Source organism: Pseudovibrio sp. Ad26 (assembly GCF_001623285.1).
In the GTDB taxonomy this organism is placed as follows: Bacteria; Pseudomonadota; Alphaproteobacteria; order Rhizobiales; family Stappiaceae; genus Pseudovibrio; species Pseudovibrio ascidiaceicola.
This window is the reverse complement of sequence record NZ_LMCE01000157.1, coordinates 1-18,296: the sequence shown is the minus strand read 5'-3', so window position 1 is coordinate 18,296 and position 18,296 is coordinate 1. Positions and strand designations below refer to the sequence as shown.

General features: G+C 50.7%; 19 protein-coding genes. 10 read left to right on the top strand and 9 right to left on the bottom strand.

Going from position 1 to position 18,296, the window contains the following annotated elements; genetic code table 11:
- The first annotated feature begins 218 nt into the window (after positions 1–218).
- A complete protein-coding gene (locus tag PsAD26_RS26730) occupies positions 219–791 on the top strand; it encodes a hypothetical protein (protein WP_063312837.1) in 573 nt (190 codons plus the stop codon).
- A 56-nt stretch (positions 792–847) separates the two neighbouring features.
- Here PsAD26_RS26730 and PsAD26_RS26725 read toward each other — a convergent pair whose 3' ends face one another.
- Positions 848–1,606 carry a sulfite exporter TauE/SafE family protein gene (locus tag PsAD26_RS26725; protein ID WP_063312836.1) on the bottom strand — a complete coding sequence of 253 codons (759 nt, stop codon included), beginning with the start codon at positions 1,604–1,606 and terminating at the stop codon, positions 848–850.
- Between the two features lie 203 nt (positions 1,607–1,809).
- Between PsAD26_RS26725 and PsAD26_RS26720 the strand changes: the two genes are divergently transcribed.
- Both PsAD26_RS26720 and PsAD26_RS26715 read left to right on the top strand, forming a co-directional pair.
- Positions 1,810–3,723, top strand: a complete 1,914-nt coding sequence (locus tag PsAD26_RS26720) for a propionyl-CoA synthetase (RefSeq protein ID WP_063312835.1) — start codon at positions 1,810–1,812, stop codon at positions 3,721–3,723.
- Between the two features lie 102 nt (positions 3,724–3,825).
- Positions 3,826–4,617: an SDR family NAD(P)-dependent oxidoreductase gene (locus PsAD26_RS26715; RefSeq protein WP_063312834.1), complete on the top strand. Its 792-nt coding sequence runs from the start codon at positions 3,826–3,828 to the stop codon at positions 4,615–4,617.
- 100 nt (positions 4,618–4,717) lie between these two features.
- Here PsAD26_RS26715 and PsAD26_RS26710 read toward each other — a convergent pair whose 3' ends face one another.
- A complete protein-coding gene (locus PsAD26_RS26710) occupies positions 4,718–6,520 on the bottom strand; it encodes an ABC transporter transmembrane domain-containing protein (protein ID WP_193758373.1) in 1,803 nt (600 codons plus the stop codon).
- 262 nt (positions 6,521–6,782) lie between these two features.
- On the opposite strand from PsAD26_RS26710, the gene rpmE reads away from it, so the two are divergent.
- Complete coding sequence (rpmE, locus tag PsAD26_RS26705; RefSeq protein WP_008551475.1) at positions 6,783–7,007, top strand: 50S ribosomal protein L31; 225 nt, start codon at positions 6,783–6,785, stop codon at positions 7,005–7,007.
- Between the two features lie 117 nt (positions 7,008–7,124).
- Here the strand turns inward: rpmE and PsAD26_RS26700 are convergent, their stop codons facing one another.
- Positions 7,125–7,649, bottom strand: a complete 525-nt coding sequence (locus PsAD26_RS26700; RefSeq protein WP_057462019.1) for a DUF1465 family protein — start codon at positions 7,647–7,649, stop codon at positions 7,125–7,127.
- A gap of 443 nt (positions 7,650–8,092) precedes the next feature.
- On the bottom strand, positions 8,093–8,287 hold the full coding sequence (locus PsAD26_RS26695; protein WP_063308199.1) for a DUF1192 domain-containing protein: 195 nt from the start codon (positions 8,285–8,287) through the stop codon (positions 8,093–8,095).
- Positions 8,288–8,450: 163 nt separating this feature from the next.
- Between PsAD26_RS26695 and PsAD26_RS26690 the strand changes: the two genes are divergently transcribed.
- The 3 genes from PsAD26_RS26690 (at position 8,451) to PsAD26_RS26680 (ending at position 11,361) form a co-directional block, all read left to right on the top strand.
- Positions 8,451–9,458, top strand: coding sequence for an NAD(P)H-quinone oxidoreductase (locus PsAD26_RS26690; RefSeq protein WP_063308198.1), 1,008 nt, complete (start codon positions 8,451–8,453; stop codon positions 9,456–9,458).
- Between the two features lie 185 nt (positions 9,459–9,643).
- Positions 9,644–10,363 carry a cell cycle transcriptional regulator TrcR gene (locus tag PsAD26_RS26685; RefSeq protein ID WP_063312833.1) on the top strand — a complete coding sequence of 240 codons (720 nt, stop codon included), beginning with the start codon at positions 9,644–9,646 and terminating at the stop codon, positions 10,361–10,363.
- Positions 10,364–10,821: 458 nt separating this feature from the next.
- On the top strand, positions 10,822–11,361 hold the full coding sequence (locus tag PsAD26_RS26680) for a hypothetical protein (protein WP_063302773.1): 540 nt from the start codon (positions 10,822–10,824) through the stop codon (positions 11,359–11,361).
- Between the two features lie 81 nt (positions 11,362–11,442).
- Here PsAD26_RS26680 and PsAD26_RS26675 read toward each other — a convergent pair whose 3' ends face one another.
- Entirely contained in the window at positions 11,443–11,622 is a 180-nt protein-coding gene (locus PsAD26_RS26675) for a hypothetical protein (RefSeq protein ID WP_057462014.1), read from the bottom strand.
- A gap of 181 nt (positions 11,623–11,803) precedes the next feature.
- A complete protein-coding gene (locus PsAD26_RS26670; protein WP_063312832.1) occupies positions 11,804–12,706 on the bottom strand; it encodes a LysR family transcriptional regulator in 903 nt (300 codons plus the stop codon).
- A 97-nt stretch (positions 12,707–12,803) separates the two neighbouring features.
- Here PsAD26_RS26670 and PsAD26_RS26665 point away from each other — a divergent pair, with 97 nt between their 5' ends.
- Positions 12,804–13,913: an NADH:flavin oxidoreductase gene (locus PsAD26_RS26665; protein ID WP_063290241.1), complete on the top strand. Its 1,110-nt coding sequence runs from the start codon at positions 12,804–12,806 to the stop codon at positions 13,911–13,913.
- 392 nt (positions 13,914–14,305) lie between these two features.
- On the opposite strand, the gene PsAD26_RS26660 is transcribed toward PsAD26_RS26665, so the two are convergent.
- Together PsAD26_RS26660 and PsAD26_RS26655 are read right to left on the bottom strand one after the other, a co-directional pair.
- A complete protein-coding gene (locus PsAD26_RS26660; protein WP_057462011.1) occupies positions 14,306–15,340 on the bottom strand; it encodes a peptidoglycan -binding protein in 1,035 nt (344 codons plus the stop codon).
- Positions 15,341–15,343: 3 nt separating this feature from the next.
- Positions 15,344–16,342 carry a hypothetical protein gene (locus PsAD26_RS26655; protein WP_057462010.1) on the bottom strand — a complete coding sequence of 333 codons (999 nt, stop codon included), beginning with the start codon at positions 16,340–16,342 and terminating at the stop codon, positions 15,344–15,346.
- A gap of 308 nt (positions 16,343–16,650) precedes the next feature.
- Between PsAD26_RS26655 and PsAD26_RS26650 the strand changes: the two genes are divergently transcribed.
- Complete coding sequence (locus PsAD26_RS26650; protein WP_063312831.1) at positions 16,651–17,385, top strand: hypothetical protein; 735 nt, start codon at positions 16,651–16,653, stop codon at positions 17,383–17,385.
- A 153-nt stretch (positions 17,386–17,538) separates the two neighbouring features.
- Here the strand turns inward: PsAD26_RS26650 and PsAD26_RS29560 are convergent, their stop codons facing one another.
- Positions 17,539–17,811, bottom strand: coding sequence for a hypothetical protein (locus PsAD26_RS29560; protein ID WP_153041588.1), 273 nt, complete (start codon positions 17,809–17,811; stop codon positions 17,539–17,541).
- 27 nt (positions 17,812–17,838) lie between these two features.
- Here PsAD26_RS29560 and PsAD26_RS29230 point away from each other — a divergent pair.
- A partial coding sequence (locus tag PsAD26_RS29230) for a helix-turn-helix domain-containing protein (protein WP_153041587.1) occupies positions 17,839–18,296 on the top strand: 458 nt, incomplete at its 3' end.

Here is an 18,296-nt window from a genome sequence, read left to right as displayed (position 1 = left end):
ATTCGGCGAATTTAAATGCGGTGGTTGCAACTGGCGCCTTAACTTAACGGTAAAGGTGAAATCTTGTTGCGTTTTTGGGCAAGACAAACGCTCGCGACAATTTGCAACACCTCAGAAGTCTTCCCCGTTTGCCTTTCGATTTGTAATGTAGACCTGTCTGATAAAAGAATAAATCGCGACCCGTTTGGTACGGTGAGTGACGAACAAGCAGGGCTCGTATGACCGTAGTGACACCAAATCGACAGGGGAAGATCGCCTTATTTTTTGGCGTGGTTTTCTGCGCGATTACCGTGGCTCTGACGGGTTATATTTTCACCCTTGGACCACAGCGATCACAGGATGCGCAGTGGTTTGTGCTGCTGGTGGCATTCCCTGTTCTAATCCAGCTCTATCTCAATCGTGCTGTTATTCTGAATCACATCCGCGATCATTGGTATCTTTGGGCGATATCGACAGCCGTTTGTCTGGTTGTCGGACTTCAGCTCAACTTTGGCCAGCTTAATTCAACAGGTACTATGGCAGATCAACTGCGTACCTACTTCTTCTCGTGGGTCGAAGGGCAACCTCCAAGCTCAGAATATGCAGGGAACCCCTCTGATACTTATAATGCAAAGCAAGTTCGGTATCGGATTGTTTCGCCTGCGCGTGGTGATCTGGATCTGACCGATCCCTCGGGCTTCTTTCATAACCGAGTGACCTGGAAGACAATGCCGGATGCTGCTTTTGAGGTCGACGGGCCAATCGACATGATCAAGCGTGTGCTTTACCACGGCTTGGGTGAGCGCGACTGATACTCACGTAGTTGATGGCTTATGCTACGTCCTTTCTCTGCACCGTATAACATGCCTTAAAAGCCTGATGCGCCAACCCAAATCAGTTTGAGTGCGATAACAAACAGGGCTGCGTAAGTGATCTTGTAGAACAGCTCTTTGTTGATGTGTTTTACGATCTTAATACCTGCCAGTGTCGCCAGAGGGGCAAGCGGGAGCAACACAAGAGATGTTGCGATGTTCTTGGCATCAAACTGACCAAGGGCGAAGTAAGGCAACACCTTTGAGAAGTTCACGACTGAGAAGAAGATAACAGCGGTGCCTGCCATGACTGGTGGTGCCAGTCTGAGGGGCAGGACATACATCTGAAATGGGGCTCCGCCTGCGTGAGCGATAAAACTGGTGACGCCAGAAACAGTGCCCCAGAATCCCCCTAAAAGTACATTCTGAGGCTTCGGCGGTTTGTTGGCTTTGTTGTTGAACCAATAGTCGAGCACAAAGATCAAAGCGATTGCTCCAGTGACCAGCCTGATGTGGGTCTCAGAAATGTAGGCTGCTGCAAAGTAGCCGATCAGGGTTCCCATCAGACCTGCTGGTATGAGAATAGCCAATGTTTTTCTGCAAAAGATTGCTCGGTAAGAGATAAGCCCGACAGCGTCCATGACTAACAAGATCGGGAGGAGTATTCCTGCTGCCTGCACAGGTGGAATTGCCAATGACATAAGCGGCACACCGACAAGGGCAAGGCCGCCTCCGAATCCTCCTTTGGCCATGCCAACAATGAAAACAGCAGGTATTGCACAGAGGTAGAAGAAGGGATCGGTAATTGGCAGCATGATTTATTTCCCGCAATGGTGCAGGCAAGTCCTTTTTATTTAAGAGGAAACTAAGAAATAGGCGGGTTGAAAACTATAGGGTCATCTTTAGTTATAAGCCGATTTTCTAATATAGCAAAACTTGCCTTTAGGTCATTCAAGGCCCAGTCTTAGCCGAACCTGTGGACAGGTACTATGCAGGGGTGCATGGGAGGAGAGCAGCTATGACGAGCCGATACCACGACATCTACAATGGATGGAAAGAAAACAAAGAAGCCTTCTGGGATGAAGCTGCTAAGGGCATTGACTGGTTCTCGCCCTACACCAAGACTTTCGATGCTTCGCAAGGCACATATGGACGATGGTTTGTCGGAGGCGAGTGCAACACCTGCTATAACTGTGTTGACCGCCACGTAGAGCATGGCCGTCCAGGGCAGCCTGCGATTATCTACGACAGCGCTGTGACTGGTGAGAAGCGCACTTACACCTATCTTGAAGTGCAGGAGCAAGTGGGAGCTATGGCTGCGCTGCTGCGTGAGAAGGGCGTTGAGAAAGGCACTATGGTGCTGATCTATATGCCCATGATCCCTGAAGCGACGTTTGCGATGCTTGCCTGCGCACGTCTGGGTGCTATCCACTCTGTTGTATTTGGCGGTTTCGCGGCTCAAGAGCTGGCTGTTCGTATCGAGGATTGTAAGCCTCAAGCCATCATCAGTGCGTCTTGCGGTATCGAGCCGGGTCGTGTGGTTGAATATAAGCCGCTGCTGGATCGCGCTATTGAATTGTCCTCCCATAAACCTGATTTCTGTTTTATCCAGCAACGCGAGCAAAAGGTTGCTGGCCTCATTGAGGGCCGTGATTTTGATCTGGGCGCGCTGATGGAAACTGCGGTGGCAGAAAAGATGACCACCGAGTGTGTTCCTGTTGCTGCGACTGACCCACTTTACGTGCTCTACACTTCTGGTACGACCGGACAGCCGAAAGGCGTGGTGCGTGACAATGGCGGGCATATGGTTGCGCTCAAGTGGTCTATGGAGAACCTCTACGGCATTGATCCGGGTGAAGTGTTCTGGGCTGCTTCTGATGTGGGCTGGGTGGTTGGTCACTCTTACATCGTTTATGCACCGCTGCTTCATGGGGCTGCGACTATTCTTTATGAAGGTAAGCCAGTTGGAACACCGGATGCTGGCGCGTTCTGGCGGGTGATCTCAGAGCATTCCGTGGTTTCGCTGTTTACCGCACCGACCGCTTTCCGGGCGATCAAGAAAGAAGATCCGGAAGGTAAAGAGCTGGCGAAGTACAGCATTGCTGGCCTGCGGTCGCTGTTCCTTGCGGGAGAGCGAGCTGATCCGGATACGATTTTATGGGCAGAAAACCTGCTCGGCGTACCTGTCATCGATCATTGGTGGCAGACAGAGACTGGCTGGTGCATTGCTGGTAACCCTCTTGGCCTTGGTAAGCTGCCTATCAAGCTGGGTAGTTCCACTGTCCCGATGCCGGGATACGATATGCGTGTGCTGGACGACGAAGGGAATGAGCTTGGTGCGGGTGAACTTGGCAACATTGTGGTGAAGCTGCCGATGCCACCTGGATCACTGCCAACGCTTTGGAATGCCGATGACCGGTTTAAGGAAGCGTATCTCACTGAGTTCCCGGGCTATTACAAGACCGCAGATGCTGGCCTTATGGATGATGAGGGCTATCTTTTCATCATGGCTCGTACCGATGACATCATCAACGTGGCTGGGCACCGGCTGTCTACTGGAGGCATGGAAGAAGTCCTCTCTGAACATCCGGATGTGGCCGAGTGTGCTGTGATCGGCATCGCAGACAATCTCAAAGGTCAGTTGCCATGCGGTTTTGTGGTTCTGAAGAGTGGTGTTGAAAAACCGACTGCTGTGATTGAGAAAGAGCTGGTTGCTCTGGTGCGAGAAAAGGTTGGTCCGGTGGCTGCCTTTAAGCTGGCGATTACCGTTGAGCGTCTTCCAAAAACGCGGTCTGGTAAGATCCTTCGTGCGACTATGCGGAAGATTGCAGATGGCGAAGAGTTCAAGATGCCAGCGACAATTGATGACCCTGCCATTCTTGAGGAGATTGCAGAAGCGATCTCTGTTCGTGGGGTGGCATCTGTCAGCTAAATTCAGAGGAGCTAAGCAGTTTTACTGGAGAAGTGCATCGACATATTTAGGCTTTGAGACTAAGGTCGGCGAAATTTCGGCATTGCCAGAGGTATCTTCAAAGTGAAACTAGAGAAGAAAGTTGCGATTGTAACCGGTGGCGCTCAAGGCATCGGTTACGCTATTGCGCAGCGTTTTTTGCAAGATGGCGCCAAAGTCATGCTCTCCGATGCGGATGAGCGTGCCGGTGAAGCTGCTCAGGAAGCTCTCTCCGAGTTTGGGCATGTGGCGTTCTGCCATTGCGATGTAAGTGTCCGCCTTGATGTGCGCAATATGGTTGCGAACACTCTGGATGAGTTTGGTGACATTGATGTGCTGGTTAATAATGCCGGCATTACAGCGGCTGGTGATTTTCTTCAGCTTTCCGAAGATGATTTTGATCGGGTTCTGCGTGTCAATCTGAAGGGTGCATTCCTGTGCTCGCAAGCTGTTGCGCGGCATATGGTCGAGAAGGTTGAAGAGGGCGGTTCTGCCGGCTCAATCATCAATATCAGCTCCGTGAATAGTGTTCTGGCGATCCCTGATCAGGTCCCTTACACGATCTCTAAAGGTGGCTTGAACCAGCTGACGCACGTTTCGGCTGTTGCGTTGGCAAAACACGGTATTCGTGTGAACGGTATTGGTCCTGGGTCCATTGAGACCGAGATGCTCAAGAGCGTTGTGCAGGATGCGAGCAAGATGGAAACTGTTCTTTCCCGGACGCCGCTTGGTCGTTTGGGGCAACCTGCTGAAGTCGCCAGCATTGCTGCTTTCCTTGCTTCAGACGATGCGAGCTACGTTTCCGGGCAGACCATTTACGCTGATGGTGCGCGGATGCCGCTGAACTATACAGTGGATGTGAGTGAGCCTGAGTAATCTTCTCAGATAGAATTGAAAAGCCGCGCTTCTGAAAGCGCGGCTTTTTTGTTTTAGAGTACTCCTGTCCGAAGATGGAACTCCTTTTCGGGAATATGCTCTAACTTGCTTTTTCCTGAGAGTTGAGTGCTTCTGCTCCAATCTCAAACTGCATTCTGGCGAGTTTTGCGTAAAGGCCGTTCTGGGCGACCAGTGTGTCGTGGGTGCCTTCTTCCACGATCTTGCCGCCGTCCATAACAACAATACGATCAGCTTTAAGGACAGTTGCCAGACGGTGTGCGATAATCAGCGTGGTCCGGCCTTCCATCAGCTTATCGAGTGCTTTTTGAACAATGGTCTCGCTTTCAGCGTCCAATGCGCTGGTGGCCTCGTCCAGCAGCAATACAGGGGCGTCTTTCAGAATAGCACGAGCGATCGCGATGCGCTGTCGTTGGCCGCCTGAGAGGGTTACTCCGCGCTCGCCAATGAGGGTGTCGTAGCCGTCTTTCATGTTGTTGATGAATTCATCGGCCAACGCAAACTTTGCAGCTTCGACAATCTGCTCTCTGGAGGCGACTTCTTTGCCGAATGCGATGTTCTCTGCAATTGAGCTGCCGAAAATAGCAGTGTCCTGAGGGACCAGAGCGATGTGTTCGCGGAGGTCTCGTGGATCAGCAGAGTTCAGCTCGATACCGTCGAGTGTGACTTTACCAGCAACCGGATCGTAATATCGCATCAAGAGCTGGAACAGTGTGGACTTGCCTGCGCCACTCGGGCCAACGATCGCAACTGTTTCACCCTTTTTGACGGAGAGGTTCAGTCCCTCCAAGACACCAGCTTCTTTTGCTGTCGGGTAATGGAAGTCAACATCATCAAATTCGAGCTCACCAATGGCAGGAGAGGGGAGTTCAACTGGGTTGGTTGGTGCATTAATTTCGGATGGGACATGTAGTAGCCCTGTAATGCGGTCTGCTGCACCAGCAGCTTTTGCCAGTTCGCCCCATACCTGAGAGAGTTCGCTCATAGCCCCTGCAGCGATGATGGAGTAGATGAGGAACTGTGTGAGCTGACCTCCACTCATACGACCATCAATCACGTCCAATGCACCGACCCAGAGTACCGCCACAATACTTGAGGCGATGATCAGGATGATTGTGGCGATCAGGAATGAGCGAGCACGGGTGGCGATGAGAGCAACTTCGTAAGTTGTTTCGATATCTCCTGCAAACCTGTCTGAAACGCTCTTTTCATTGGTGAAAGCCTGAAGTGTGCGGATGGAACCAAGTGCTTCTGTTGCATAAGCAATTGCATTTGCCAGCGTGGATTGTGCATGGCTGGTTCTGTTACGAACCGCACGGCCAAAGCCAAGCAGTGGTAGGACAATGAGCGGGATCGCAAGTAGTACAAACAAGGAGAGGCGCGGGCTGGTGATGACCATCAGGGTTGTCGAACCAGCGAACATCAGCAGGTGTCGAAGAGCAATAGATGCGCTGGCTCCGAATGCTGACTGAATGAGGGTTGTATCGGCTGTCAGGCGCGAAATGATCTCACCGGACTTTGTTTTGTCGTAGAATGAGGGGGATAAATAAGTGAGGTGACGGAACACGTCAGAGCGTAAGTCCGCTACGACTCGCTCACCAATCATCATGACCATGTAGTAACGAAGAGAGCTGGTGAGGGCGAGTAGCGCGATTACAAAAATAATGACAATGAAATAATCGTCAATCAAGTTGGGGTTGTCGCCGGTAAAACCGTAGTCAACCATGTAGCGGACGGCAATTGGCAGTACCAAAGTGAGGCCAGCTGCCGCCAGCAGAGCAAAGGTTGCCAGAACCAGACGGGTTTTGTGCCTTAAAAGATAAGGGAAAAGTGTTGCGAGTGGACGCAAGGTCTTTTCCCGATTGTTTGAGTCCTGCTGGCTCATGCCACCCCCGGATATCTGCGAAATCATTTAAGTTTATCGTATGATGCAGTAGATGTGTCCCGATAGTTTTAATTGCAAGCGCTTTCTCTGGTTTTCTGCGGGCTGTACCCTCTTGTTTCCTCGGTTTGGATGGGGTATAGACGCCTTCACAATTGTGCCGTTCTTGGAAAAGCGCGGCTTCTTTCTACCGATGCTTCAGGCCAGCCCTAAGCCCATCTTTTGATTGAGGCGGCTCAGCCGTTGCTGACAGGACAGTTTAGTCATGAAACAGGACATTCATCCAGATTACCACACCATCACTGTAAAACTCGTTGATGGTTCCGAATTCACCACCCGTTCTACTTACGGTAAAGAAGGTGACACCCTGCAGCTCGACATCGATCCGAGCTCCCACCCAGCATGGACTGGTGGTGACCGTCAGCTCATGGACCGTGGCGGTCGCGTGTCCCGCTTCACCAACAAGTTTGGTGGCTTCCTAGGCAAATAATTGCTCTGAAGTTTGCGAAATTAAAAAACCCGAAGCGTTTGCTTCGGGTTTTTTTGTGCGCGTTTGAGGAGTGCGCAGGGTTGCTAGCGGAGTTTGGCGCTAGCGAAACTTATCAGGCTATTTAAACGCTGCTGTGATTTGAGAGAGCTGATCACCTACTGGATTGGAGGTGTTTGCCGCTTGCTCGCGCAGGAGCTCCTCCTTGAGCATGCTATCGACGTGCTTGATGCGTCTTTGCAGGTGGAATGAGGTCTCGATCAGGGTGCGAAGTGTTTCAGGCAGGTCTGGCCAGGCCGGGTTCTGCATTTCCTTGGTCGCATTATCGACGCGGATCTTGTTTTTCTCATTCTGAGCTTCTGCTTGTACAATCTCACCGTCATTTACTGCCCGTTGCAGCAGAAGCCAGGAGGCCATCTGCATGAGGCGGGTGGTGAGGCGCATGGACTCGGTTGCGTAAGCGAGAGAAGCGGCGGAGCCAAGAGCTTTGCTCTGTTTTCTTCCCGGACCATCAAGATAGGATGCAGTGTCTTCAATAAGGCCCATCCCTTCGCGGAAAAGCTCCGTGAAGTTTTGGGAGGACATGAGCCGTTGAGCGAAGTTGAAGGTGTTCTCTGGCCCTGTTTCAGTTTTGAATTCACCCATCTTAAAAATCCCTTCAATAACTGCGTTAGGTTTCTCTCACTCGCGTCCTTTAAAATCCCAGTCTGAAACAATTACGGCTCGAAAATTGAAGTGAGCCTTTTGGAAAGAATAAAACTGTCTCGAAATGGAGCAAGAGATCTTACTTCAATCTGAGTGGAGCAAAGCCCGTGCCAACTCATGGTTGTGAATAGAGTGATTAAACCGGGGCAGGGTGTTGCCTGAGCAGAAAAAAAGAGCCGCATCGGTGCGGCTCTGAGGTGTTTTAACAGGGAGGCGTCAAGCAGAGTGAATGTTCACTCTGGTTCCAGATCAACTGGAATAACTAAGTTCTAATTTAAAATGGTTAACGATACGTAAACCATAAGTATCCAATTCATTTATTTACAATTTGTAGCTTGCATTTATATGAATTTGAGTAAGTTTTTGTTTTAAACTTTGTTTGATTACTTAAAGAAGCTTTCGGCTGATGAGTTGGCGCTTGATTTTGTTTCGATCTCATTCTCAACGCGCACGATCTCTGCCTTAAGCTGCTCAAGACGCTCATTTAATTCGTGGATTGAGAGGTTCGTGAGGGGCTCTCCCACTATTACCCCGGAGGTTGCTGGGCGAGGTGTGTCATCATCATCGAATAAACCCATAGCGTTATGTACTCCTTGTGTTTGCCTTGGGGAATTCTCGATATCAAAAAAGCGAGAATTCACCTTTGGTGGGGTAGACGGGCACTTGTTGGCTACTATTCTTTACCTAATTGAGAAGGTGAGCAAGCAGCAGTTTCGCTATTTGCAAAAATCGAGGCAGCTTATGACAATAGATGATCGTTCAGCACAAATGAAAGCCGTTGTAATGAACGGTGTCGGGGGTTCGGAAGTCCTTGAAATTGCAGAGGTTGAAGTCCCCAGGCCTGGTGTCGGCGAGGTGCTGATCAAGGTTCATGCAGCGGGGGTAAATCGTCCGGATGTCATTCAGCGGACGGGAGCATATCCGCCACCTCCCGGGGCTTCTCCTTTGCTGGGATTGGAAGTTTCTGGTGAAGTTGTGGAGTTGGGAGAAGGTGTTGCTTCTCACAGCTTGGGAGAGCGGGTTTGTGCGCTGACGCCGGGTGGTGGGTATGCGCAGTATTGTGTTGCGCCTGCTGCGCATGTTCTGCATGTGCCTGCGGGGATATCTATGGAGGAAGCTGCCGGCATTCCGGAGACTTTCTTTACGGTGTGGTCCAATGTGTTTGACCGTTTGGGGCTTCAGTCTGGTGAGAAGTTCCTTGTTCATGGCGGGTCTTCCGGGATCGGGACAACAGCCATTCAATTGGCAAAGGCCTTCGGCGCTGAGGTGTTTACAACGGTTGGGTCTGATGAAAAAGCTCAGGCGGTTCGCGAGCTTGGGGCGGACTATGTGATCAATTACCGGACGACCGATTTTGTGAAAGAGATTGGTAACATCACATCTAAGCAGGGGGTTGAAGTGATCCTTGATATGGTTGGTGGTGATTATGTTGAGAAGAACTGGATTGTTGCAGCAGTTGACGGGCGTATCTGCCAGATTGCGACGCTTCATGGGCCTTCGGAGAATGTCAACTTTAGCCGATTAATGATGAAGCGGCTGACGCACACCGGTTCAACACTGCGACCACGGACCAACGCGTATAAAGGTCAGATCGCTGATGCTCTTCGTGAGAAGGTCTGGCCATTGCTGGAGACCAGCCGCGTTAAGGTGGTTTTGGATAAGGTCTTTGATATCAGCGATGTAAAGGCCGCGCATGACAGGATGGAAGGTTCCGGCCATATCGGAAAGATCATCCTCAAGGTTGCCTAGGGAAAGTGCATAGGCCGGTTTTGAATTCTCACAGGTTTCCTAAAGATGGTGGAGGCCCGTGTTGATCTGGTTTGCTTTTGGGAAAATGTGAGCGTATAGTGCGCTCAAGTTTCCCAAAAACTCTTATGGAATTCGGCTTCGCCACCTTTGATTAGGCTGTGGAGCACTCAGGAGGGATTTATACAATGTCCAACGCGCCGCTTATGCCAAAGGCAACAGCCGTATGGTTGGTAGATAACACCGCTCTTGGCTTTGATCAGATTGCTGCGTTTTGTAAGCTGCATCCGCTTGAAGTGAAGGCGATCGCTGATGGTGAAGCTGCTCAGGGCATCAAGGGTATGGACCCTGTTCTGGCAGGTCAGCTGACCCGTGACGAAATTGAAAAAGCGTCGAACGATCCGCGCTACCGTATGCAGATTTTCGAGTCCAAAGTGCGTGTTCCAGAGAACAAGCGCAAAGGTCCTCGTTACACCCCTGTTTCTCGTCGTCAGGATCGTCCGAACGCAATTTTGTGGCTTGTACGCTACCATCCTGAGCTGCTTGATGCTCAGATCATGCGTCTTGTTGGCACAACCAAGCCGACGATTGAAGCAATTCGTACGAGAACGCATTGGAACTCTGCGCATCTTGATCCGATGGATCCGGTCACTCTGGGTTTGAGTTCTCAGATTGAGCTGGACATCGAAGTTGAGAAAGCTGCGAAGAACGCTCCGAAACCGGTTGAAGGTGAAGAGCCGCAATCCCTTCTGCCTGTTGATGAAACAACAAGCGAAGAAGCGATGGCTGCTGCGTTTGCGACACCTGCGCCGAAGACCCGTGAAGTTGAAGAAGCCGTGGATGCAGATGCTGTGTTCGCGAACTTCAAATCTACCGGTGACAGCGATGAGGACGAAGACGAGCGCTAGAGCCTGTTGCGCTCATATGCATTCACGCACCAAGCTCTAACTCTTTAATTTTGCGCGTATTCTTATCCGAAAACCGGAACCACTTTTCGGGAACACGCTCTAAGAGCGTCTTTAGAGCGAATTCTTGTCGTTTGATTGAACTTAATCAAACGGAACGCGCTTGGAAGGGGCATAACTCTAAAAGAGCTTGCCCTGCCTTTGTTGGATAACATGAAAAGCCGCTGCCTGCTGGGGAGCGGCTTTTTTCGTGTTTGCGCTGCTATGTGAACCTTTGCGTTATTCTGCGTTTTTTACGTTCTGACCGCGTTGCTGTGTTGATTGCGCTATACAGGTCGGAATGGCTTACATTCGTTGGCTGAACGCTGGCCTCCTCCAACAGGGAAGTTACTCCCCTTGTTGAGGTTTGAGGCTATGATGTAGCATCACTTCATTTCCTGATTGTTTGGATAGTTGCTCTTATGCGTAGATTGCTTGGTGCTGTATTTTCATTGCTTATTGCGAGCGGTTTGTCGTTTGCCTCTGACCTGAAGAACGAAAACCTTCTGGTGGGAATGCCTGAGGGCTACAAGGTTGCCTTTTCACAAAACAAGAATGGTCTGCTGGTTTCCGAGATGATCCCTCGCGGACAATCTCTGAAGAACTGGAAGGATATGGTGACCGTTCAGATTCATTTTTCCCGGCGAGTACCAATGAAGGTACTGGAGAAGCAATATACGCAGGTGAAGAGTCCTATCTGCAAGCAGCAAGATGGGCGCCTCGTGAGAAGGGGGCGTGAGAATGGCTACGAGTTTGACCTCTTTCTTACCAGCTGCACCACCACACCAGCTTCCAAAAGTGAGACAGTGCTGACCAAGGTTATTGTGGGTAATGACAGTACCTACTTCACCATCAAGTCCTGGCGCTCAAAGGTGAGTAAGGCAGAGATTGTGAAGTGGTCGCGTTATCTGTCCGGTGTGAAGGTGTGTGATAGCCGGATTGAGGGTAGAAAGTGTCCGTGAGTAGGGTGAGGTGGGCTTTGAGTATCAATTAGGCGGAGGCTGGCAAGAAAGTATCTTTTGTGAAAGCCTGAGCGTAAGAAGTCAGCGGGCTTTTGAGATCTTCAGTTTTTCTTGCTTCGCTCGATTCTTGGTGGATTCTTCAGAACGCGTGAGAGCTTTGGCTATGGCCTTTAAACTCATCCCCTTTGTCGCCAGCAAATGCAGCTTCCGAATTTCCTCAGGGGTCCATGCTTGGCGGTGGCGTTCAAAACGATCTGCCATTGATTTAGTCTACCTTATCATTGTGTTGAAGCTAACATAAAGCATTGTCGTGCTTATGGTGCTAGTACAAAAACGATCAATGAGTGTGTGACGTCAGTACTTAAGGGATAAATAAGTCAATTTGACCTGAGAGTGTTGTAGGTGAGGCAGCCATTCCATCACAACTGCTGCGCTACACCCATTATGTTTTGTCTTTGCAAGCTTGGGCAAAAAAGCGCCATGCAATTTGAACACGCTTGGGAAGATGTTTTCTGGGCGCGCGCAGTAAGAACAATTTAAAGGGGTCAGCATCTTCTATTTGGTCTAAATGGATCAGCTGACCAGTTCTTAGTTCATTTTCTACAATCACTTTAGGCAGAAAAGCGATACCCGCGCCGCTGATCGCTGCTCGTTTTAAAACAAAACTATTATTGGCACGCAGCACGACGTTTGGCGCAATCCACTCCTGCCCCTCGCGACAGCGCAAAAACCACTCAGAAGAACTCTGAGGGCTATCGAACACAAGAGCTTTATGGCCTTTCACGTCATGGCTTGTTTCAATTTTTGGAGTACGGGAAAGGTAGTCTTTTGAGGCGCAAAGTACTCGTGGCACAAACGAAACTTGCTGTGTAACAGCTGTACTGTCTTCAAGGGCTCTGGAGACCCTAAAAATGATATCAACATCCTCATTCAAGACATCAGAAAAGCTATCAGATACAACTATGTCCAGTTTTAAGCTCGGATATTTCATCTGAAACTCAGAAATGTGCTCAGCTATAACGTCTTGAGCAATGATTGAGGGCACATTGAGCCGTACAACGCCCGTAATGGCCTTTGAGTCTGCACAAAGCTTGTCCTTCAACCATGTCAGCTCATCGGCAACAATACTTGCGGTTCGGTAGCATTCCTGCCCGGCGTCTGTAAGACGCAAAGCACGGGTTGAGCGGATCAATAAGCTAGCGCCTAAAACAGCCTCTAACCGGGTAACCTGCTTGGCAACCCAGGCAGGTGAGATATTGAGAATGCGTCCGGCAGCTGAAAAGCTTCCAGAATCAACAACAACCCGAAAAATACCGAGTAGATCTGATAGGTTCTCGCTTGTCATTATATAACGAATTGGAAAAGGTGATTAGCCATTGCATCCAATTAACATACTAGCAGGAAGAGGTATACCCGATTGACTACCAGCAAACGGAGATACCATGACCTACTCTCAGTTATTCGAAAGCGCAAAACTTGGGAAGCTAGAGCTACGCAACCGAACTCTTGTCGCTCCAATGACGCGCGTCAGTGCAAGTGCTTCAGGCTGCGTTGGCCCTCTTATGCAGCCGTATTATGAGAGATTTGGCAAGGGTGGCTTTGGAGCAATCATTACCGAGGGTGTCTACACTGACCAACACTTTAGTCAGGGATACGAGTTCCAGCCGGGGATCACTGATAAAACGCAAGCTGCAAGTTGGGCTGAGTTAATCAAAGGCGTGAAGGCAACAGGCGCAAAAATAATTATGCAATTAATGCATGCTGGTGCCCTGTCTCAATTTAATCGTTTCTCTAATGAGACACGTGGCCCTTCCCCAGTACAGCCTAAAGGTCATCAAATGGAGTTTTATCGGGGTTCTGGTATGTATCCTACCCCTTCTGAAATGACGGTTTCTGAGATTAAGACTGCAATTTGCGGTTTTGCAGACTCGGCTAAACGTGCTCAGGAAGCTGGTGCAGATGGGGTCGAGATTCACAGTGCCAACGGCTATCTTTTGGATCAGTTCCTAACCGATTACGCAAACCAGCGTGGTGACCAATACGGCCAAGGCATATTTGAACGCGCACGACTGACATGCGAGGTTTTAGAAGCTGTTCGTGATGCTGTCGGGGGTGACTTTACGGTTGGCATACGTCTATCACAGAGCAAGGTCAACGACTTCGAGCACAAATGGGCAGGACAAGAAGACGACGCTAAGGTCATCTTCGAGGCGGTTGAAGCGAGTGGTGCTGATTACGTGCACACTACAGAATTTGCTGCTCAGGCCTCGGCATTTCAACATGGACCGTCTTTAGCTGCACATGCAAAAAATCTTACCGGTTTACCTGTCATAGCGAATGGCGGCCTGGGTGATCCTGCAATCGCACAAAAAATGATCCTGCAAGATGAGTGTGATTTTGTGGCGATTGGTAAAGACGCGCTTGTTACGCAGAATTGGCCTGTGAAAGTGCAAAAGAACGAAGCACGACGTCCGTTTGATTTTGAAATGTTCACGCCTCTGGCTGATCTAGAGACAGCGAATGCTTACTTTTCTGCCCGTGCCGAAATCTAGTTTAGTACATTCTCTTTACGGCATCTCTCCACAAGAGGGGTGCCGTCAGTTCCTTAGTCCAGGATTGAGGATAATGTAATTCCAACCAAAATGGCTTAGTGGCCATACGCAATACCACCGGTCTTAGCGGGTGTAACAAGTCGTTTTTGGTCAGCTGGGTAATTCCAGATCACGCATGAGGGTGAGTGTAGAAGCCTTAGAGTGGGCCTGCTTCAACTTGCTTAGCAGAACTTTTAGGATGCAGCGACTGTCGGCTATATTCGTACATCGGTTGTTCTGTAGCCCTGAGGGGTGGTAGTTTTACATCAATTAAATCAATTTCATTGAGCAAAAAAAAACAGGCACTTGAGGGATGCACAAGCGCCTGTTTTGGTGTCTGGTTTTATCAACCTCTACCGCTGTGTCAGCTTTAGCTCGATGCGGCGGTTTTTGGCGTTGGCCTCATTGGTGGTGCCTTCTTCGAGGGGCTGGAACTCGCCGAAGCCGGCGGCGACCAGGCGGTCTGGTTCTACGCCTCTGGCAATGAGGTATTTGACCACCGAGATAGCCCGAGCGGCTGAGAGTTCCCAGTTGTCGCGCAGGCGACCGGTGCCGGAGAGTGGGCGGGCATCTGTGTGGCCATCCACGCGCAGGACCCAGTTGATCTCTGATGGGATTTGTCCCTCAAGTTCCAAAATGGCGCTTGCGAGGATATCCAGCTGGTTTTTGCCTTGCGGGTTGACCTCGTCATCACCGGAGGAGAACAGCACCTCGGACTGGAACACAAAACGATCGCCGACAACTTCAATATCAGAACGCTGGGCGAGGATTTCGCGCAGGCGGCCAAAGAAGTCTGAGCGGTACCGTGAGAGTTCCTGCACCCGTTGGGCGAGGGCGACGTTGAGCCGCTTGCCAAGGTCCGCAATGCGGGTCTGGCTTTCTCTGTCGCGTGTTTCTGAGGCGTCCAGTGCGTCTTCCAGTACGGCAATCTGGCGACGCAGGGCGCTGATTTGCTGGTTGAGCAGTTCTACCTGTGCCAGAGCCTTGTCGCTGATCTGCTGTTCGCCTTCCAGCTTTGCGCGCAGGGATGCCAGTGCGCCACCTGCCTCGTCAATCTGGCCGGAGCGCTCGTTGAGCAGGCCCTGAAGACGATCCCGTTCTTCAGCGGTCTGATCCAGACCCAGTTGCAGGGAGGAGATGGTGGATTCCAGATCTCCAACGCTCGCCTTTTCCAGCGCCAGCAGCTCTGTGAGCTCTGCGATTTGCTGGTTGAGGCGGTTGAGCACCTTATCCCGGCCAGACAGCTGCTGGCTGAGGAAGAACTGCGCAATCATGAAGATGGAGAGCAGGAAGATGAACACCAGCAGGAGCGCGGACATGGCGTCCACGAAACCCGGCCAGTAATCCTCTGAGTTGTTTTGAGACCTGCGTGTGCGTACACCAGCCATGCTTTATTCCTTCTCCCGCTCTACCTCTGCGGTGAGCGTTTTCAGGAAGCGTTCAATCCGGCGCTGTTGCATAGACTGGGCCTCGGCCCATTCGCGCATCATCTTCTGCTCGGAACGCACGTGCTGGACAAGGCCCTGAATGCCTTCTGCCAGTTTGCTCATGGCGGCGTTGGAATTTTCATCCGGCTCAGCGCCTTTTGTTTCCATGGATTTGCGCAGCTTGTCGAGCGTGATGCGCAGGTCCGCAGCCATATCGGCAGATGTGCCGTTGCCCAGTTCGTCCGGATCGATATCCGTCAGGGTGGAGAGCCAGTCTTCCAGTTCCTGATAGAAGCGGTTCTGTGCCTGTCCCGCCTGCAGGTCGAGGAAGCCCAGAACGAGGGAGCCTGTGAGACCGAGCAAGGAGGAGGAGAACGCGATGCCGAGGCCGGTCATCTGTGCGGTGATGCCGGAGACCAGATCTTCAAACAGCACGTTGGCATCGCCGCCTGCTGCATTCAGCGTGCTGACGGTGGTTGCCACGGCGCTTACGGTTTGCATCAGGCCCCAGAAGGTGCCGACCAGACCGAGGAAGATGAGCAAGCGGGTGAGGTAACGTGAAATCTCGCGGGATTCATCCAAGCGCATGCCGATGGAATCGAGCATAGAGCGCATGGTGGTTGGCGAGATGGTCATGTCACCTGCTTTGTTGCCAAGCAGGGTTGCCATTGGCGCCAGAAGGATAGGCGGGCGGCGTACCTCAAGGCGAGGATCGCCGAGGCGGAAGCCGTTAACCCATGATACTTCCGGGAAAATTCGCAGGACCTGCCTGAAAGACAGAAGTATACCCAGTGCTGCGACGCCTACGATCAGGCCGTTCAATGCGGGGTTTGCCATGAAGGCTGCTGTGATTTGCCCGATCAGGACAAAGGCGATGAAGCCTGCCAGGACCAGAAAAATAATCATGCGCCACAGGTAAACCTGTGGGCTCGACAGACTGTAGGGATCGTAGTCGCGTGCCATTATCCTGCGTACATCTAAAGCAAAGCGGCTTCTCTTTGTCTGGTCAGACCAATCAAGCAGAACCCGCTTTAAAGTTAATGATGTCTTTAGATAACGCGATTTCCGGTTAATAGGAAACCGCAAATCGCTGCGATTGGGCAAGAAAAGCGTAAGTTTTTAAATAAGTCGCATTTTCGCGCCCCTGATGCCGTGATTTGGGCGGGATGTGGTCATGGTGGGGGAGTTGTGCATTTTGTTGGAGCACAGGGTAGTTGTTACGCAGAAACATCCTGTAAAACTCGGTTAGTTAATATTTTGATGGATTTTCAATGCGCTTATTAGCCTGGGTCATATTTGCAATCGCATCTGGTTACATATTTTGGATGATGATCATTGTAGGGATTGTGTATTTGCAACTCCTTGATGGCTATGCATTGCATGTAACCTTCAAAAACTATCCATGGGTAGATTATGTCTCTGCCTTTGGGACGATTTTGGCGGCCTTTGGTGCTGTTGCCGCTGCTCTCATCGCTTTGTTTCTTGAACGGGTTCGATCTAAACGAGAGGCAGAGGCGAAGCGCTCAATGTCTTCGTTTTATCTTTCTGATATTTGCTTATATTTGGAAGCGTTATTTAATGCCTATCAAGATCTTTGGGTGCTCGCTCATGATCAGAGAGAGCCGACTTTATCATGTTTGGTGAGCTGTGAACTAATCAGAGAAGCTAATTTTAAAGTGCCTGATTTTCCGAGAGATAGTGCCGATAAGTTGGCACAAGCGGTCGTTTTTTACAAAGTAGAACAAGCAAAAGCAGTGCAAATCTTCAGAAGCATTCAATCAATGCATACACGTGCTTCAAGCATGATGATGCAAACTGATGATTGGGGGCAATCTTTGTTGTCTGATGTTGAAGAGATCGCGTCTGTTTATTCGTCTGTTTGCTCTCTCTTTGACTGGGCCAGGAGGAAGAAAAATGGGTACGGAAAAGTTCCGTACCAATTGGAGAATGCATTGCTTAACATGGGAGCGAATGAGCAAATTCAAGCCGCACTCGCGAAGTTTTAGAATGATACCCAAAGTAGATCGTAAAGGTCGTGACTGGTGGGAGTATAGATCCCGGGTCTTCGCTTTGCTTCGCCCGGGATGACACCAAGGCGTGGTGTTGTTGGCAGTCGGCGGTTTGTTAGTGAGGCAATGTCTGTTGTTGAAGCCTGAGAGCTAGTTCCTAACGTCATGCCGGACGAGCGGAGTGCTGATCCGGTATCGAGTGCCGTATTGTGAGGTTTGTGCGTGGGGCTCTGGTTCCCGCGTCGCACTTCGTTTGCGCGGGATGACGAGCTGTGACGGTGCTGTTGATGGATGCCTTACTGGGCTCCCTGTGTAGGCTGGTGGTTGGCCACTGGTCGCCGCCGCAACACTGGTGTCTTCCCGGCCATTGATGTACATACCGGAGACATAGGTGACAGGTGTTCGGAGAGATGGTTGACACATTAACATGGCATTCAGGGAGGGACCGGGATGCCTTGGAAAGAGTGTTCAACAATGAAACTTCGAGAAGAGTTTGTCCGACTTGCAGCTCAGGACAATGCTAATCGGCGTGCCTTGTGTCGCCGGTTCGGTATCAGCCCACAAACAGGCTATAAATGGCTGAGGCGGTGGCGTGCGGGAGAAGACTTGAATGATCTCTCCCGCCGGCCCAGAACATCTCCTGGACGTTCACCACAGGAGGTGGAGCAGAGGGTTTTATCAGTACGTGATACTTACCCGGCTTGGGGCGCTCGAAAGATCTGCGCTTATCTGCAGCATAAAGGCATTACAGTTCCAGCAAGCTCCACGGTGCACGCCATTCTACAGCGCCATGACCGTATTGAACCGAAATCAACCCCAAGGTCCCCGGATTGGCAGCGATTTGAAGCTCCTCTTCCTAATCAACTCTGGCAAATGGATTTTAAAGGTTGGATCAGGCTGGAAGATAA

Bases quoted from the DNA above. Each gene is read 5' to 3' on its own strand.
- PsAD26_RS26730 (WP_063312837.1), top strand. From the start codon at position 219: ATGACCGTAGTGACACCAAATCGACAGGGGAAGATCGCCTTATTTTTT.
- PsAD26_RS26725 (WP_063312836.1), bottom strand. From the start codon at position 1,606: ATGCTGCCAATTACCGATCCCTTCTTCTACCTCTGTGCAATACCTGCT.
- PsAD26_RS26720 (WP_063312835.1), top strand. From the start codon at position 1,810: ATGACGAGCCGATACCACGACATCTACAATGGATGGAAAGAAAACAAA.
- PsAD26_RS26710 (WP_193758373.1), bottom strand. From the start codon at position 6,520: ATGAGCCAGCAGGACTCAAACAATCGGGAAAAGACCTTGCGTCCACTC.
- rpmE (WP_008551475.1), top strand. From the start codon at position 6,783: ATGAAACAGGACATTCATCCAGATTACCACACCATCACTGTAAAACTC.
- PsAD26_RS26700 (WP_057462019.1), bottom strand. From the start codon at position 7,649: ATGGGTGAATTCAAAACTGAAACAGGGCCAGAGAACACCTTCAACTTC.
- PsAD26_RS26695 (WP_063308199.1), bottom strand. From the start codon at position 8,287: ATGGGTTTATTCGATGATGATGACACACCTCGCCCAGCAACCTCCGGG.
- PsAD26_RS26690 (WP_063308198.1), top strand. From the start codon at position 8,451: ATGACAATAGATGATCGTTCAGCACAAATGAAAGCCGTTGTAATGAAC.
- PsAD26_RS26685 (WP_063312833.1), top strand. From the start codon at position 9,644: ATGTCCAACGCGCCGCTTATGCCAAAGGCAACAGCCGTATGGTTGGTA.
- PsAD26_RS26680 (WP_063302773.1), top strand. From the start codon at position 10,822: ATGCGTAGATTGCTTGGTGCTGTATTTTCATTGCTTATTGCGAGCGGT.
- PsAD26_RS26675 (WP_057462014.1), bottom strand. From the start codon at position 11,622: ATGGCAGATCGTTTTGAACGCCACCGCCAAGCATGGACCCCTGAGGAA.
- PsAD26_RS26670 (WP_063312832.1), bottom strand. From the start codon at position 12,706: ATGACAAGCGAGAACCTATCAGATCTACTCGGTATTTTTCGGGTTGTT.
- PsAD26_RS26665 (WP_063290241.1), top strand. From the start codon at position 12,804: ATGACCTACTCTCAGTTATTCGAAAGCGCAAAACTTGGGAAGCTAGAG.
- PsAD26_RS26660 (WP_057462011.1), bottom strand. From the start codon at position 15,340: ATGGCTGGTGTACGCACACGCAGGTCTCAAAACAACTCAGAGGATTAC.
- PsAD26_RS26655 (WP_057462010.1), bottom strand. From the start codon at position 16,342: ATGGCACGCGACTACGATCCCTACAGTCTGTCGAGCCCACAGGTTTAC.
- PsAD26_RS26650 (WP_063312831.1), top strand. From the start codon at position 16,651: ATGCGCTTATTAGCCTGGGTCATATTTGCAATCGCATCTGGTTACATA.
- PsAD26_RS29560 (WP_153041588.1), bottom strand. From the start codon at position 17,811: ATGTGTCAACCATCTCTCCGAACACCTGTCACCTATGTCTCCGGTATG.